This is a genomic window from Flavobacterium sp. KACC 22763 (assembly GCF_028736155.1).
Taxonomy (GTDB): Bacteria; Bacteroidota; Bacteroidia; order Flavobacteriales; family Flavobacteriaceae; genus Flavobacterium.
The window spans coordinates 4,504,695-4,521,232 of record NZ_CP117879.1; the positions used below are offsets into that span (position 1 = coordinate 4,504,695).

General features: G+C 33.1%; 15 protein-coding genes. 5 read left to right on the plus strand and 10 right to left on the minus strand.

The features are described 5' to 3' along the window. The first annotated feature begins 63 nt into the window (after positions 1 to 63). The 3 genes from PQ463_RS18930 (at position 64) to PQ463_RS18940 (ending at position 2,266) form a co-directional block, all read left to right on the plus strand. Positions 64 to 1,158, plus strand: coding sequence for an endonuclease/exonuclease/phosphatase family protein (locus PQ463_RS18930; protein ID WP_274255010.1), 1,095 nt, complete (start codon positions 64 to 66; stop codon positions 1,156 to 1,158). A gap of 116 nt (positions 1,159 to 1,274) precedes the next feature. Further along, the gene (locus PQ463_RS18935) at positions 1,275 to 1,814 is read left to right on the plus strand and encodes a 3-hydroxyanthranilate 3,4-dioxygenase (RefSeq protein ID WP_274255011.1); all 540 of its coding nucleotides are present in this window, start codon (positions 1,275 to 1,277) and stop codon (positions 1,812 to 1,814) included. Positions 1,815 to 1,954: 140 nt separating this feature from the next. Beyond that, positions 1,955 to 2,266: a hypothetical protein gene (locus tag PQ463_RS18940; RefSeq protein ID WP_091128812.1), complete on the plus strand. Its 312-nt coding sequence runs from the start codon at positions 1,955 to 1,957 to the stop codon at positions 2,264 to 2,266. Between the two features lie 2 nt (positions 2,267 to 2,268). Here PQ463_RS18940 and PQ463_RS18945 read toward each other — a convergent pair whose 3' ends face one another. Both PQ463_RS18945 and PQ463_RS18950 read right to left on the minus strand, forming a co-directional pair. Continuing rightward, entirely contained in the window at positions 2,269 to 2,559 is a 291-nt protein-coding gene (locus tag PQ463_RS18945) for a type II toxin-antitoxin system RelE/ParE family toxin (RefSeq protein WP_091128809.1), read from the minus strand. Between the two features lie 53 nt (positions 2,560 to 2,612). Next, a complete protein-coding gene (locus PQ463_RS18950) occupies positions 2,613 to 3,569 on the minus strand; it encodes an MBL fold metallo-hydrolase (RefSeq protein ID WP_274255012.1) in 957 nt (318 codons plus the stop codon). 114 nt (positions 3,570 to 3,683) lie between these two features. On the opposite strand from PQ463_RS18950, the gene PQ463_RS18955 reads away from it, so the two are divergent. Beyond that, a complete protein-coding gene (locus PQ463_RS18955) occupies positions 3,684 to 4,307 on the plus strand; it encodes a hypothetical protein (RefSeq protein ID WP_274255013.1) in 624 nt (207 codons plus the stop codon). A gap of 67 nt (positions 4,308 to 4,374) precedes the next feature. Then, positions 4,375 to 5,928, plus strand: coding sequence for an L-piperidine-6-carboxylate dehydrogenase (gene amaB / locus PQ463_RS18960; protein WP_274255014.1), 1,554 nt, complete (start codon positions 4,375 to 4,377; stop codon positions 5,926 to 5,928). A gap of 64 nt (positions 5,929 to 5,992) precedes the next feature. Here the strand turns inward: amaB and PQ463_RS18965 are convergent, their stop codons facing one another. From PQ463_RS18965 to PQ463_RS19000, 8 genes are all read right to left on the minus strand, one after another. After that, positions 5,993 to 8,851, minus strand: coding sequence for a pectate lyase family protein (locus PQ463_RS18965; RefSeq protein ID WP_274255015.1), 2,859 nt, complete (start codon positions 8,849 to 8,851; stop codon positions 5,993 to 5,995). Between the two features lie 478 nt (positions 8,852 to 9,329). Beyond that, positions 9,330 to 10,103, minus strand: a complete 774-nt coding sequence (locus PQ463_RS18970; RefSeq protein WP_274255016.1) for a Bax inhibitor-1/YccA family protein — start codon at positions 10,101 to 10,103, stop codon at positions 9,330 to 9,332. A gap of 164 nt (positions 10,104 to 10,267) precedes the next feature. Further along, positions 10,268 to 11,659, minus strand: coding sequence for an NADH-quinone oxidoreductase subunit N (locus PQ463_RS18975; protein ID WP_274255017.1), 1,392 nt, complete (start codon positions 11,657 to 11,659; stop codon positions 10,268 to 10,270). A gap of 67 nt (positions 11,660 to 11,726) precedes the next feature. Further along, positions 11,727 to 13,166, minus strand: a complete 1,440-nt coding sequence (locus PQ463_RS18980; protein WP_274255018.1) for a complex I subunit 4 family protein — start codon at positions 13,164 to 13,166, stop codon at positions 11,727 to 11,729. Positions 13,167 to 13,176: 10 nt separating this feature from the next. Then, positions 13,177 to 15,060 (minus strand): NADH-quinone oxidoreductase subunit L, encoded by a 1,884-nt coding sequence (nuoL, locus tag PQ463_RS18985; RefSeq protein ID WP_274255019.1) that lies wholly within the window; start codon positions 15,058 to 15,060, stop codon positions 13,177 to 13,179. A gap of 6 nt (positions 15,061 to 15,066) precedes the next feature. Beyond that, complete coding sequence (gene nuoK / locus PQ463_RS18990) at positions 15,067 to 15,387, minus strand: NADH-quinone oxidoreductase subunit NuoK (protein ID WP_008466103.1); 321 nt, start codon at positions 15,385 to 15,387, stop codon at positions 15,067 to 15,069. After that, complete coding sequence (locus tag PQ463_RS18995; RefSeq protein ID WP_008466105.1) at positions 15,387 to 15,926, minus strand: NADH-quinone oxidoreductase subunit J family protein; 540 nt, start codon at positions 15,924 to 15,926, stop codon at positions 15,387 to 15,389. The genes nuoK and PQ463_RS18995 overlap by 1 nt, the downstream gene beginning before the upstream one ends. Further along, positions 15,927 to 16,472 carry a NuoI/complex I 23 kDa subunit family protein gene (locus tag PQ463_RS19000; protein ID WP_111368848.1) on the minus strand — a complete coding sequence of 182 codons (546 nt, stop codon included), beginning with the start codon at positions 16,470 to 16,472 and terminating at the stop codon, positions 15,927 to 15,929. Positions 16,473 to 16,538 lie beyond the last annotated feature (66 nt).

Consider the following 16,538-nt stretch of genomic DNA (forward strand, 5'->3'; position numbering starts at 1 on the left):
AATTTTTATTTAAGTAAAAATCTTACATTTTTTAAGTAGATTTGTCTTTTTAAAATCTTATATATGCCTTTAAAATTTAAATTTTTTCTGCTTTTTCTTTTTGGAACGTCAGTCCTTCTTAGCCAATCTAAAAAATATAAAATACATACAGTTGCTTTTTACAATTTTGAAAACCTTTATGATACTGTAGATGATGCGTTTACAAATGATGATGAATGGACGCCAAATGGAGCGCAGTATTGGACATTAGAAAAATATCAGCAGAAATTAAAAAATTTGGCAAGAGTGATAGCTGAAATTGGTACACCGGAGAATTCAAACGCTCCAACTTTAATCGGAGCAGCAGAGGTCGAAAATCGTAACGTTTTAGAAGACTTAATCAAAGAACCAGCATTGCAAGCTTTAGATTTAGGAATCATTCATTTTGATTCACCAGACAAACGTGGTATTGATGTGGCTTTGCTTTATCAGAAAAAATATTTTAGACCGACTTCTTATTCGAATATTCCATTAATTATTTATAAAAAAGAAATTCTGCAAAAAGAAGAAACAGAGGTTTTAGACGATGAAATTGAAGTTAAAAAAGAAAATAAAAATCGTGTTTTTACCAGAGATCAGCTTTTGGTTTCGGGATTTTTAGAAAATGAAGAAATACATATTATCGTAAATCACTGGCCATCTAGATCTGGTGGAGAAAAGGCAACAACAATGTTTCGAGAAGCTGCAGGAAAATTGAACAGAAAAATTATCGATTCGTTACAGCAGATAAATCCACAGGCAAAAGTATTGACAATGGGAGATTTTAATGACGGACCATTCAATAAAAGTATAAAAAATGGGCTACGAGCCAAAGGAGCAAAAGCTGAAGTTGCTGAATTTGATGTTTTTAATCCGTTTGAAGATCTTGCGAATAAAGGTTTAGGAACCATTGCGTATCGCGATTCTTGGAACATATTTGATCAAATTATCATGACAGCCTCTTTGGTTAAATCGGATTTTTCAACTTTTAATTTTTGGAAAGCAGGTATTTTCAATAAACCTTATCTTATTCAAAATTCTGGACAGTATAAAGGTTATCCTTTGCGCAATACATTGACTCAAGCTGGTTTTAGCGATCATCTTCCTGTTTATGTTTATTTGATAAAAGAGGTTTTGTAGAGACGCACTGCAGTGCGTCTAACATTTTTCAGAAATTAAATTACAAACCATAGACGCACTGCGGTGCGTCTCTACAATTTCATTATCTTAGCTTTTCATAAATTAGAATTAAAAAAATGGCTATAGCAAAACCTTTCAACTTAACTAAATGGATTGACGAAAATCGTCATTTACTTAAACCGCCTGTTGGAAATAAAAATCTCTACGTAGATTCTGGTGATTATATTGTAATGGTTGTGGCGGGACCTAATGCACGAAAAGATTATCATTATAACGAAACAGAAGAGCTTTTTTATCAGTTAGAAGGAAGTATAAAAGTGGTAATTCAGGAAGATGGACAGCGAAAAGAAATGGAATTAAATGCTGGAGATATGTATCTTCATCCTGCAAAAATGCCTCACTCTCCTGTTCGTTCAGAAGGTTCGATAGGTCTCGTTATAGAAAGAAAACGTGCTGGACAAGGTTTTACAGATGGTTTGCTTTGGCACTGTGATAACTGTAACCATAAATTGTATGAAGTATATTTTGAGCTTCATAACATAGAGAAAGATTTTCTTCCACATTTTGAACATTTCTACAATTCGGAAGAATTAAGAACTTGCGATAATTGCGGAACTGTTATGGAAACTGATCCTAGGTTTGTGGCGAAGAAATGAAGAAATAATGTTAATTACATATAAAAAATAACCCAACAACTATTGTAAGCTTGTTGGGTTATTTTTTTAACGCTAAAAAAGAAGATTGTATCATTTTTGAAGTATATTTGTATTACAAATAACTCATAAATATATCAAAAATGATACAAGAAATAATTGCATATAAAAATATTGTCGATAATATTGAGAGTTTAATGAACAAATCACCCTTTAAAAAAAGCTATATTATTGAGCAAGTTGGTATTCCAAGTCCAACGTTCTATCGTAAGTTAAAGACTCAGACTTTTTCTGCCGATGAAATGCTTTCTATTGCTAAAATTCTTTCTCCAGAAGAAAACTTTAGATTAGAATTAAAAGAGGAAATCGAGCAGGGTAAACGTGATCTCGAAAATGGAGATTTTATTACTCATGAAGAAATGCTGGCAGAATTAAGAAGTAAAAAACTTATATAGATTTACAAATCATAAGGATTTAAAGGTCGTTGGCGATTATTCCAAAAAGCAATCAGTTTTATTTGATTTTCTTTTATTGCATAATATAAAGTAATATGTTTTGAGATTACTATTTCCCGGCATTCTAAATCATCCCTATATTTTCCTATTTGAGGATTTTTTTCTAATAACTTATTTACTCTTAATACATCGAGAATAAATTTTTCTGCTATTAATGGTGACCAATATAATTCTAAATAATTTCGAATAGAGTAAAAGTTATATTTTGCTTTTTTTGACCAAACAATTTCCATTTAATATAATTTATCTGGCTAAAATATAAAAAATAACCTACAAATTGTATTTTCTATAATTCAAGTTTTTTCCCTTGCTCAGGATAAATAATCTTCAATCCTAAATCATTTTGCGCTTTTAATTGCTCTTTAATTTTGGCAATATTCTTTGCTGGAGGTTTCAAATGTGTGATGATGATTTTAAAGTTTTCTAGAGAACCTTTTCCTGCCAAATCTTCTAAAACATGAAGCTCTTTCATCAAATAATTTGGAGTTAAATGACCAAATAGAAATTTATCTGGCTGTTCATTTGGGAACGAAACTTCAATAAAAATTCCTTTCAATTGTTTGGTTTTAACCAATGGAGCAACTGCTGTCCATAAATTACGAAGATTATTGCTTTTTTCTACTTCATCTGGGCCAGTGTCTCCTAAATACAAGGCATAATCTTCGTTGTTTTTAATTAGGAAAGCGGTACTCTCAAACGGATTAACATGGCTTAAAGAAAATGCTTTAACTGTCATTTTGGTGTTAGTTAAAGAAGTTTCTTCTCCCAAATTTAAAGTCTGAAAATGGTATTTTTTTAAAGGAAATCCTGGTCCTGCGTCTCCAAAATTAGCCCAAGTCTGATCGTTAAAATAATGGTTTTCCATCATTTCCATGCATTTATTTGTAGCATAAACTGTTTTAGAAGAATCAGCAGGAGAGTTAATTATCAAACCAGAAACATGATCTAAATGTGCATGAGAAATCAAATATCCTTTGATATATTTTCGTAAAACTTCGCTTGTAGAAACTTTAAAAGTTTTCTTTTCTATTGCTTTTTCTATTCCAGCATTTACAGTTCCAGCGTCAAGACAGATATAATCGGTTGTGCTGGATGGAGCGATTAAATAAGCTGAAAGATTTTTTTCGTCAATACCTCCCATTACTCCTAATGGAACTACAGAGAAAGAGGTTTTTTCTTTTTGGGAAAAAGCATTATTTGTCATTAAAAGGATGCAAAGGAAAAAGCGATGGAAATTATTCATATTCAAAAAAATTAGAATTGCAAATTTCATCAATAAAGAGAAATAAAGCACTTAATTTTGGAAAAAATCATATTAATTAATTCCTAAATTTACATTTAACTAAAAATTGATAGAATGATTAGAAAAGTACTATTTGTACTGTTTTTGTTTTTAATGAGCTCAGAAGTATATTGCTGTGATTGCTCGGAAAAACCATCAATAGAAGAAAATTGGGAGTTAGCTCATCAGGTTTTTATTGGTAAAATTATTAAAGTAGACAGTTTATTGTATGGAAGTTATGGACAAAAGGTTTACGTGTTTTCTGTAAAAATTAGTAAATCATATAAAGGAGAAATCTTTCCTGGTTATGAGTATAGAGATCTATTGGCTAATGGTTCAGGATCATGTGATAATTATTTCGATATTGGGGAAGAATATCTAATCTATTCTAATCGTAATAATTATGCATTAAGTAGTTCAATGTGTTGTAGAACAGCTTTGTTGAAAAATGTAGACTTAGAAGAATTGGCAGTTTTAGACAAGTTGAATAAGGTCTATCTAAACGATAATGAAGTTAAAGTTTCTAAACTTCGTAATGACCTTGACTATCAAATAGATTTAATCAAAAATTCATTTCAAGAAAAATTAAAGAGAAAAGATTTAACGATTTATATTTTATCATTACTAAGCGTTATTCTCTTGGTAATTCTTCTTATATTATTTTTCAAAAAGAAAAGAAGTTTTAAAAGAAATAATTAATTTATAATTCAATTCTAAAAGAATATCTTTACATAAAAATATAACAATTTTAACTAAAAAAGTTACAATGGCAACAATAGCATCGCAATTTGGAATGAAGGAAGCTCTTGAAAAATTGGGCATCAAGACAATAAATGAAGGAACATCAACAGGAATTAATAATTTTTCATCTGGAGAAATTCTAGAAAGTTATTCACCAGTTGATGGGAAATTAATTGCTTCGGTAAAAATGTCAACGGCAGCAGATTACGAAAAAGCAATTCAAACGGCAGCAGAAGCTTTTAAAACTTTTAGATTAATTCCTGCTCCACAGCGTGGTGAAATTGTACGTCAGTTTGGAGAAAAATTGAGACAAAATAAAGAAGCACTTGGTAAATTGGTTTCTTATGAAATGGGAAAATCATTGCAGGAAGGTTTTGGAGAAGTTCAGGAAATGATTGATATCTGTGACTTTGCAGTTGGTTTATCTCGTCAGCTCCACGGATTAACAATGCATTCTGAAAGACCAGGACATAGAATGTATGAACAATATCATCCGTTGGGAATTGTCGGAATCATTTCGGCGTTTAATTTTCCAGTTGCAGTTTGGTCTTGGAACACAGCTTTAGCTTGGATTTCTGGTGATGTTTGCGTTTGGAAACCTTCTGAAAAAACACCTCTTTGCGGTATTGCCTGCCAGAATATCATCGCTCAGGTTATTAAAGAAAACAATCTTCCAGAAGGAATTTCGTGTTTAATAAACGGCGATTATAAAATAGGAGAGTTGTTGTCAGCAGATACTCGTATTCCGCTTATTTCAGCTACAGGTTCAACTAGAATGGGAAAAATTGTAGCGCAAACTGTGGCAGGAAGATTAGGTAAATCATTGTTAGAATTAGGAGGTAATAATGCTATTATTGTTACTCCAGATGCCGATATTAAAATGACAGTTATTGGTGCAGTTTTCGGAGCTGTTGGAACAGCTGGACAAAGATGTACTTCTACTAGAAGACTGATTATTCACGAAAGTATTTATGATAAGGTAAAAGATGCATTAGTTGCGGCTTATAAACAATTACGAATCGGAAATCCGCTTGACGAGAAGAATCATGTTGGACCACTAATTGATACTCATGCTGTTGAAATGTATGCATCGGCGTTAAATAAAGTAGTTGCCGAAGGTGGAAAAATCCTTGTTGAAGGAGGAGTATTATCTGGTGAAGGTTATGAAAGTGGCTGTTATGTAAAACCTGCAATTGCAGAAGCCCAAAATTCATTTGAAATCGTACAGCATGAAACCTTTGCTCCAGTTTTGTATTTAATTAAATATTCTGGTGAAGTAGAAAATGCCATCGAAATTCAAAATGGAGTTGCACAAGGATTATCTTCTGCAATTATGACGAATAATTTACGTGAAGCAGAAAGGTTTTTATCTGCAACAGGTTCTGACTGCGGAATTGCAAACGTAAACATAGGAACTTCTGGTGCTGAAATTGGAGGTGCTTTTGGAGGTGAAAAAGAAACGGGTGGAGGACGTGAATCAGGATCTGATGCTTGGAAAATTTATATGCGACGTCAAACTAATACAATCAACTATACAACAAATCTTCCGCTTGCGCAGGGAATTAAATTTGATTTGTAATTCATAATATTTGAAATAAAAAAAGGCTTCCAATTTTGGAAGCCTTTTTAAGTTAATTTAGTTTTTATTTTTTAATTAGTGTTTGGTTAAATGATCCATCGACAGTATAAATTTTGGCTAGGTAAGTGCCAGGAATTAAACTGCTTGTATCAATGCTTTGAGAATTTCCAGAATTAATCACTAGATTTCCAGATATATTATAGATAAGTACTTTTTGTACTTTTTGTTCAGGATCTGATAAGTATAAAGTGTCTGAAAGTGGATTCGGATATAAGATTATTTGTGAAGTTTCTGTGCTTTCTTTCTCAGCAGTTTCAGTTGCTACAGCCATTCTTAAAGTAGTTCCACTGTAAACTGTGCTGATGTAGAATAGATTTGCAACAGAACCTTTTGTTATAGTGTGAGAACCAGCAGCAATTGAAGCCGTTACGATACCTGCTGATGCCGTATAAGAAACATTATCTACTTTGATGGTTCCAGTAAAACTTGAGTCGAAAACCAAAGTTAAAGTAGACGCACTTGTTGTTGTATACGTTATAGATGTGCTTGATTCTATTTTTAGACGCTCAGTAAGTGTTAGTCCATTGTAAGTTACAGAACCTGGAGTTGAATTCATATTTCCTGTAATAGAGTAGAATGTACTTGTTTTACCTGATGTAGTAAAATTATGTAATTCAGATCCTCCACCTGAACCTGTAGTAACTGTTATTGTTCCTGATGCAGACACTGGTGTTCCAGCTGTTCCAGAAGTTGTTACAGTATAAGAAACATTTGCAGTTGGAGTTCCGGTGATAGTGATAGTCTTTGCAGTTGTATTTTTTACAAAAGAAAGTCCAGAAGCAGGTAATCCAGTTACAGATGCATCTGTAGCGTTTCCGCCCCAAGTAAATACAATCGAAGCAATAGCAGTTCCAGAAGAAACAGTTTGGCTATTATTCCCAGATGAAGTTAATGTTTGCGTTCCAGCTGGAGTTACTGTTACAGTTCCAGAACCAGTAGCTGGGGAACCACTAGTTCCAGAAGTTGCAATGGAGTACGAAACTGTTGCAGTTGGCGTACCTGAAATAGTGATAGTTTTTGCTGTTGCATTTTTTACAAAAGATAAGCCAGAAGCAGGTAATCCTGTTACGGTTGCATCAGTTGCATCTCCGCCCCATGTAAATACTATTGATGAAATTGCTGTTCCGCTAACAACTGTTTGATTGTTGTTTGAAGCAGAAGTTAAAGTTAAAGTTTGTGTTCCAGCAGGAGGATTCCCTTCACCTTGTACGGCAACTAAAGTTCCAGTGTAGTTTGTAAGAGCTGTTTTTAAAGCTGTAATAACTAGAGAAGAAGTATCATCTGTGGCATTATTAAATGTCCATTTCAAATCTCCTCCAGAAACACGTCCTGCATATTGAGTAGTTTTTGTCTTTGCAGCGGCTGGAGTATCGATAGTTAAATTTTTCACATACAAATTAGCATCTGTATCGAAGTTGTTATAGACATTAGCACCAGATTTAGATTTTACAGAACTGCTTACCACTTCTCCTCTTGTTGCAGCTACATATGCGTCAAAATCTGTTGTAGAGCTTATTTTTCCGGAGATATTGTACAACGGATTTGGATCATTGTAAGCTACAAAACGCATGTTGTTTGTTCCGTTAGAAGCGTCAAAAGTATTATTGAAAGCTTTTATACTTCCTCCAGCTTCGCCAGAAAATGTTCCCATTGTTCCTGCATTATTCACTTGATTAGCTTCGTCCCAAATGTCAGAACCTTGAAGAGAAGTTAGCATTGGGTGCTTGCTATTTCTATAATAATTTCCTTCAACGAAAAGTGAAGATCCCATAGTTGATCCTGCTCCATATTTTGAAACTCCATCATAATAGTTGTTGTAAATATGAGCTGAATAATAACGTACACGAGGATGACGAGAATCTGAGTGATCAAACCAGTTGTGGTGATAAGTGATGTACAGTCCTGACGTTGTCCCTTCGCTTAATCCTAAAAGACTTGCTTTTCCATTATCCCAGAAATGGTTGTAAGATAATGTGATATAAGTCGAAGTCTTATTATCTAATGCTCCGTCACCTTTTATCTGGTCAGCATCGCTTCCTGCATTTCCGTAGAACAAGTCACAGTTGTGGACCCAAACGTGGTCATTATCCTGCTGCATTCCTACGTTATCGCCTGCAGTACTATCGCAGTTCATAAATCCAAGATTGCTCACTTCGATGTTTGAAGCAGATTTTAATCTAACGCCCCATCCATTTGCAACGGCATCATCTCCAATACCTTCAATGGTAACGTAACTAGAAGCATTGTTTGCATTTTCAATAACAACGTCACCACCTTCCATAACGGTCATGTCAGTGATATTCCCAATTAAACGAATGATAAACGGACGTGTATCTTTTCCTTTTTTTATTGCATAAAGAATATTTTGTAAACCAATGCAAGGATTTGCACTAGCTCCAGTAATATTCATTGAAATAGTGTTTTTAGTGTTTTGGGTAATGTAAAGAATCACAGCATTGTCTTTTGGAGTTCCATCTGCTTTGTATCCTCCAGGAACACGGCCACCTTCAAATGCAAATCCGTTTCTGTCTTGTGCACTTACAGTTAGATTGCCAGTTGTAGCTCCAGTGCCTTCAACACCATTTACTACGGGTTTAACTTTTACAGTATACGTTCCGGCTTTAAGACCTGGAATATCAGCACGAAAATAAGAGCCATAACTTCTAATAAGCTGGTCATCTATTTTCTGATCTGTAAATCCGTTTCCTGTGTAATACACATTATAGGTTTGGGCACCACTGACTGGCTGCCATTTTACAAAAGCAGATTCCAGCCAGCCAGAAGCTTCATTAATTTGGATGGTTTGGGCCCATAATTGAACTGTCATAAGAAAGACAGCCACGAAAAGTAGGTTTTTCTTCATAAGGTTTGTTTAAGATAGTTAATAAAATAAGTAAGTGGTTTTTTACTTCCGATTCCAAGTGGTTTAATTGTAATCGATTACACAAAATTATATATTAATTTTTAATACTATAATTTTTTTACTAAAAAAAAGAGGATACGTGAAAAAATTTGCTTTTAAAATAGTAAAAATGTAATTAATTGCATTAATTGTAATTTATTACACATCATCTATTAAGTACGGAAAGCCGTATTTTTCTCGCTTTTTTAAATTTTAAACGTTAAACAAAAAGAATAAAAAGGATCTGTAATTTTTTTTTATTACAATAAATTACATTTTACTTTTTGTAGGAAATTAATTGGTTTTGTGTTTTAAATAAGGGATTATTCTTAGAAGATTTAGTTAGAATATTGAATTGATTTTCAAAATTTAATCTATAGCAATAAAAAAGGCCCTTTTGATTTTACTCAAAAGGGCCTTCAATTTATAATAAGGACAATTAGTCTTTGCTAGAAAGTTTTAATAGAAGTCTTAGGAATTCGATATACAACCAAACCAATGTAATCATTAATCCCATGGCTCCAAACCATTCCATATATTTTGGCATTTTTTCTCTGGCTCCTTTTTCAATTAAATCAAAATCTAAGAAAAGGTTAAGAGCTGCAATAATGATAACAAAAACACTGATACCGATACTCATCATAGAATTTCCATAATGAACAGGCGTCCAGCTGCTTGACAACATTGATACAACCCAAGAAATTAAATAATAAGTTGCAATTGCCAATGTTGCGGCAACCACAACAGATTTGAACTGTTCAGTAACTTTAACAATTTTAAATTTGTATAAACCGAGGCAGACTAAGAAAGTAACAAGAGTTGCTCCAACTGCATTAATTACAATTCCAGGAACTTTTAATTCAAATATTGCAGAAATACCTCCTATAAATAATCCTTCAAATAAAGCATATCCCGGCGCTAGGTAAGGAGATAACTGTGGTTTGAACGAAGAAACTAATACCAAAATGAAACCAACAATTGCTCCTCCTATTGTAGGAAGCATTGGGTTCATTCCATTAAAAGTCATCCACCATGTCACCATAGCAGCACCGCATAAGATTAGAAATAAGATTGCTGTTTTGTTAATTGTTCCAGACACCGTCATTTCTTGATTGTAATCAATAATTTGAGCTTGGTGTACTTCTGTTCTTGGTTCAGCATTTGATGAGAAACGCTTACTGTTTAAAAATGGATTTTTTGAATTAAAGTTCATATTTTAATACATTTAATTGAATTCAAATATATGGAGATTTTTTGAAGTGCAATTGCGGGAAAGAATTTTTTAACATGAATTTCTGTTCTTTATTTAGGACATAAAAAAAATCCATTAAAACTGATTTAATGGATTTTTGAATATTTTAATTTAAAGAAATTATCTTATTTCAATAAGTCTAAAACTAATGATGGAAATAAACCTAATGCTATGTTTAGAACAATTGATACTACAGCTGTAGCATAAATAAGAAATGGTCTTCCTGTTCTTTCTTGGTTTGGTTCTTTAGAATACATTGCGATAATCAGTTTGAAATAATATCCAACACTAATAATAGAGTTGATTACTGCTACAATTACTAAACCGATATATCCTGCTTGAATAGTTTGATTGAATAAGAACAATTTAGCAAAGAATCCAGAGAAAATAGGAATCCCAGCCATTGATAATAATGAAGCTGTAAGAACAGCTGCCAATAGTGGGTTTGTTTTTCCTAAACCGTGGAAGTTTGTAATATCTTCGTTATCATGATCTCTGCAAACATATAAAATAACACTGAAAGCTGCGATTCCAGCCAATGCATAAGCAGTAGTGTAATATAATAAAACTCCAGCTGAAGCAGAAACCGTTAGTAATGTCATTAACATGAAACCTGCATGAGAGATTCCAGAGAAAGCAAGCATACGTTTTACGTTTACTTGTCTTAATGCCATAATATTACCAACAGACATTGAAGCGATAGAGATAATAACAACAATAATTTCAAACGTATGTAAAAGGTCTTGATTTTCTAAAGAAGCAATAACATTCATTCCAGAAATCAACTTAAATAGGGTTGCGATAGCCACTACTTTTGCTAAAGTACTCATCAAAGCTGTTGTTAAAGCTGGAGAACCTTCGTACACGTCTGGAGCCCAGAAGTGGAAAGGAACAGCTGCAACTTTAAATAACATTCCGATAATCATTAAAATCAAACCAATAGGAAACCAGATTGGTAATTCTGCAGATAAAGCACTTTCGTGAATTTCAGTTATATCAAAAGTTCCCATTGCTCCGTAAATCAAACAGATTCCGAATAAAATAATTCCAGATGCAAAAGATCCCATTAAGAAATATTTCATACCTGCTTCGTTACTTTTTATATTCAAACGATCACTTGCCGCTAAAACATATAAAGCAATAGACAAGATTTCAATTCCTAAGAAGAACATAGCCAAGTTTCCAAAAGAAACCATTGCTACAGCTCCAGCTAGCAAGAATACTTTAATTGCAACGTAATCTGAAATTTTCGTTGGGTGATTTTGGTAAAAATTATGACTTAATGCTACAAGGAAAATCGTCAAAACGATAAACAATGATGAAAAAGCTGTAGAAAACTTACTCACTGCTATCATGTTGTTGTAATAACTTTGTTCTGCTCCAAATTCACAGTAATTAAGTGCCAATACGCCTAATAAACCCAAAATGGTAATAGGAACGATCGCCTTTCTTAAATTAAGAATTTCAAACAATAGGCAGAAAATACCCAATCCTGTTATAGCTATTAATGTATTCATTTTTATCTTTTTGATTTAGGACTTCAATTTTTAAGCTTAAATCCTAATTTATTTTTTGTTTAAAATATTAGTTCTTATTGATAACTTGTAAAATGTTTTCCAAGCTTGGTGTAATCAAATCTGTGATTGGTTTTGGATAGAAACCAAAGAATAATAAAACTGCAATGATTACAGCAAATGAAATTCCCTCGTTAAGTGTAACATCAGCAAAAGCTTTAGAGTTTGTTTCTCCTAACATTACATGCTGGAACATTCTTAACATATAGTAAGCTCCTAGAATAATAGTAGTACCGCCAAGAATAGCAAACCAAATATTGATTTGAGATAAACTGTATAATACTGTAAACTCTCCAACAAAGTTAAATGTACTTGGCAATGCAACAGAAGCTAATACTAAGATTAAAAACATTGATGTAAATTTTGGAGATTGCGTACGAATACCGCCCATTTCTGAAATTTCTCTAGTTTCGTATCTTCTGAAAATTACTTCAGCAGCAAAGAATAATCCCACTACAACAAAACCGTGAGCGATCATTTGCATAACTGAACCTCTAAAACCATCAAGAGTTAAAGTATAAGATCCAGCAGCAATTAATCCAACGTGAGCAAGAGAAGAATAAGCTAATAATTTCTTTAAATCTTTTTGTCTCAATGCAACGATTGAACCGTAGATTACACCTGCAATTCCTAAAGCGATAAAGATATGCATGTATTCTTTAGCTGCGATCGGAGCAAGTGGCAATTGCCAACGAAGAACGCTGTACAATCCCATTTTTAGCATGATACCAGATAAAAGCATTGTTCCAACAGTTGGTGCTTTTTGGTACACATTTGCCTGCCAAGTGTGGAAAGGAATAATTGGAATTTTGATAGCATAAGCTAAGAAGAAAGCCAAGAAAATCCAGAATTGCTCACAAGCAGATAAGTTTAATTTGTATAAATCTTCGATTAAGAAAGAACCTGCTTTTGTGTATAAATAGATAAAAGCAGTTAACATGAATAATGAACCAGCAAGTGTGTAAATAAAGAATTTAACCACTGCTTTTCTACGCTCTTCAGCATCGCCATTACCCCAGATCAAGGCAATAAAGTAGATTGGAATAAGAGCTAACTCCCAGAAGATATAATATAAAAGACCATCAGCTGCTAAGAAAGTTCCTGCCATAGCAAAAGCCATAAACAAGATTAGAGCATAAAAGCCTTTTGCATTTTTATATTCATTTCCGAAAGAAGAAAATATGATTATCGGAGTTAAAGCTGCAGTTAATAAAACCATTGCAAGTCCAAGTCCATCACCGTTTAATGCGAAAGAAATTTTTGGCTGATTAATCCAGCTGTTGATTACGCTGATATTTTCGCCAGCATTATAATTATTCAATAATACAATTGAACATCCTAAAGCGGCTAAACTAAAAAGTAAAGCAACTTTTGAAGCTAGTTTGTCACCAGAAAAGTAAGTGGCAAATGCACCAATTAAAAGTATAATTAATATAGTAGAAACGTTCATAGTAATAATATTATTGAGCTAAAAATATATAGGAAACAATTGCGCAAAGTCCTAAAACAAATACAAATAGATATAATCCTATACTTCCGGTTTGTAATTTTTTTCCTTGGAAAGCAATTTCGTTTGCTATTTTACCTAATCCAAAAACAAGTGCAGATAATCCTGTCTCGATGTAATCTCTAAAGAATTTAGATAAACTATTAACTGGCGTTACAAATACTGCATCGTAAACTTCGTCTACATAATATTTGTTGTATAACACTTTGCTTAAACCAGTAATGTTTTCATCAGATTCTGGAACATTATCTTGTTTAAAGTATTTAACATAAGCAATTAAAATACCTAGTAATCCGCCTAAAACTGCAACACCCATTAAAGTGTATTCTGTTGCGCCTAAGTGGTGTTCTTCGCCTGCTACTTTTGTGAAAAGAGGAGCAAGGTAACCATTCAACCAGCTATTTCCAGGTAAACTGATTAATCCGCCAAAAGTTGCCAAAATAGCCAAGATGATAAGCGGAATAGTAATTAATGAACCACTTTCGTGTAAATGATGTTTTTGTTCTTCTGTTCCTCTAAATTCTTTGAAGAAAGTCAAGAACATTAAACGGAACATATAGAAAGCTGTCATAATTGAAGCAACAGATCCAACAACGTATAATGGAATACTGTGGTGGAAAGCTGTCAATAAAATTTCGTCTTTAGAAAAGAATCCTGAGAAAAATGGAACTCCTGAGATTGCTAAAGAAGAAATCAACATGGTCCAGAATGTAATTGGCATTGCTTTACGCAAACCTCCCATGTTACGCATATCTTGTTCTCCATGTAATCCGTGAATAACAGATCCAGATCCTAAGAATAAACAAGCTTTAAAGAAAGCGTGAGTGATTACGTGGAAAACTGCTACTTCATAAGCTCCAAAACCTAATGCTAAAAACATTAAACCTAATTGAGAAACTGTAGAGTAAGCTAATACTTTTTTGATATCGTTTTGAACTAATCCAATTGTAGCAGCGACTAATGAAGTGATTGCTCCAATAATTGCGATTACACTTTGAACGTCTGTTGCAAGGTCAAAAACAAAGTTTAATCTTGTTACCATAAAGATACCAGCAGTAACCATCGTAGCTGCGTGGATTAATGCAGAAACTGGAGTTGGTCCAGCCATCGCATCAGGTAACCAAGTGTATAACGGAATTTGAGCAGATTTACCACAAGCTCCAATAAACAAGCATAAAGCAGCTAGAGAAAGTAATGGTAAATTTAAATTTGTAGCTCCAGCAATTGCCGTTTTTAAAGTTGCATAATCTAATGTTGAGAACATTGAGCCAATGATGAACATTCCGATTAATAAACCTAAATCTCCAATTCTGTTCATGATGAAAGCTTTTTTCGCAGCATCATTGTAATCCTGGTTTTTATGCCAGAATCCAATTAATAGGTAAGAACAAAGTCCAACACCTTCCCATCCGATGAAAAGAACTAATAAGTTACTTCCAATTACAAGTGTAATCATGAAGAAAACGAATAGATTTAAATAAGAAAAAAACTTATGCATATTTTCATCATCGTGCATGTAACTTATAGAGTATAAGTGAATCAAAGATCCGATTCCAGTTACGAAAAGTAACCAAAGAACAGATAATTGATCTAATAAAAATCCAAGGTTGATTTTTAAGTTGCTAATTTGAATCCAATCAAATAAAGTAACTTCAATTCCTTTTCCAGTTGAAGTTATTTGATTAAAAAGTAAAAGAGAAACTACAAAAGAAATTGCTACGGCAATAGTTCCGATTGCACCAGAAACTGTTTTTCCTAAGCTTTTTCCAAAAAAGACATTTACTAGAAAACCTAGTAAAGGAGTTAAAACTAAAATTAAAGCTAAATTGGTATCCATTTCTGATTATCCTTTTAAATTTTTTAAATTATCGATACTGATTGATCCGATATTTCTAAAGATAGAAACTAAAATGGCCAATCCTACCGCAACTTCGGCTGCAGCAACCGCCATCGAGAAGAACACAAAAACTTGTCCTTGTGCATCTTGATGATAAGTTGAAAAAGCAACAAATAAAAGGTTTACCGCATTCAACATAATTTCGATAGACATGAAAACGATAATAGCATTTCGTCTGTACAATACACCAAAAATTCCAATACAGAAAAGTACAACACTCAAAAAGATGTAGTTTTCAATACCTATTTGATTTAATATATTACCCATTATTTATTTAATTTTTCTTTTTTAGACAATAGAACTGTTCCAATCATAGCAACCAAAAGCAAGATCGAAGCAAATTCGAACGGAACCATATATTCGTTCAATAATATTTTACCTAAAACTTTAATTGATTGGAAATCTTCTCCAGTAGAATCGTATTCACCAACAATTGGTTTCGAGTTGATAAAGATTGTGATTAAAACAATCAATATTAAACAGAAAGAAACAATAGCGCCTAAACGTGTAATTCTAGGACGGTGAACTTCTCGCTGCTCGTTCAGGTTCATCAACATGATGGTAAACAGGAACAGAATCATAATAGCTCCGGAGTAGACTATTATATGAACAACAGCTAAAAACTGAGAATTTAATAGTAAATAATGACCAGCAATAGAAAAGAAACAAATTACCAAGTAGATGGCACTATGAATCGGATTTCTGCTGAAAATAGTCAAGAAAGCAGTAATAACGGTAATGAACGCTAAAAAGCAAAAGATAACTTGAATAGTTGTTGCGTGTGCAAAATCAGGAATATGTATCATTTAGTTAGCGTTTTTAAGTTGAGCATTTTTCATAGCCATTTCTAAAGGCATCACTAATTTATCTTTCCCGAAAATGAAATCTTCTCTATTGTAATTAGCAGGAACCAATACTTTAGATTCTGTTAAGTAAATAGCGTCTTTTGGACAAGCTTCTTCACATAAACCGCAGAAAATACAACGAAGCATATTGATTTCGTAGATTTCAGCGTATTTCTCTTCTCTATATAAATGTTTTTCATCAGGCTTACGTTCTGCCGCTTTCATAGTGATTGCTTCTGCAGGGCACGATAAAGCACATAATCCGCAAGCAGTACAGTTTTCACGACCTTGTTCGTCACGTTTCAACATGTGTTGGCCACGGTAAACTGGACTCATTTCACGAACCTGTTCTGGGTAATGAATGGTAACTTTTTTTCTGAAAAGGTGTTTTACAGTAATAACTAGACCTTTTACAATCGCCACAAGATACAATCGTTCAACAAAAGACATGTCCTTATTTGACACCACCTTTTTTCTACCCGATAATGATATAGTTTCTATTGACATTTTTACTATTATAGTTTATGATTTGCAATTTGAAAAGAATCAAATTTAAAATCTATTTTGTTTTTT